At 68.3% G+C, this 539-nt stretch carries 1 pseudogene; it reads right to left on the bottom strand.

The window, feature by feature from the left end:
• Positions 1-539 (bottom strand): annotated as a pseudogene (locus CFP71_RS42015) (RNA degradosome polyphosphate kinase); the annotation flags it as partial.

Genomic DNA, 539 nt, shown 5'->3' on the forward strand with positions numbered 1-539 from the left:
GCCAGCACCTTCTCGTCCGCGGCGGCCTGTTCGATGAACCGCTGGACGCTGGTGGAGAAGGAGTCGTACGGGTGGTGCACGAGGACGTCGCCCTCGCGCAGCGTCGCGAACACCGACTTCGGCGTCTCCCGCTCACCGAACGCCGGGTGCGTGGCCGGTACGAAAGGGCGGTCCTTGAGTTCCTTGCGGTCGACACCGGACAACTGGTGCAGGCAGGTCAGATCCAGCAGACCGGGGACCTCGACGACGTCGCGCGGGTCGACCTCCAGTTCGCGCAGCAGCAGTTCGAGCATGTGCTCGCTCATGTCCTGCGCCACTTCGAGCCGCACCGGCGGGCCGAACCGGCGCTGGGCCAGTTCGCGTTCCAGTGCCTGGAGAAGGTCCTCGTCCCGGTCCTCCTCGACCTCGAAGTCCGCGTTGCGGGTGACGCGGAAGGCGTGGTGCTCGGTGACCTCCATGCCGGTGAACAGCTCGCCGAGGTGCGCGGCGATCAGTTCCTCCAGCGGAAGGAACGTCGCCGTGCGGACCTCCCTCGGCTG

Source organism: Amycolatopsis thailandensis, assembly GCF_002234405.1.
Lineage (GTDB): Bacteria > Actinomycetota > Actinomycetes > Mycobacteriales > Pseudonocardiaceae > Amycolatopsis > Amycolatopsis thailandensis.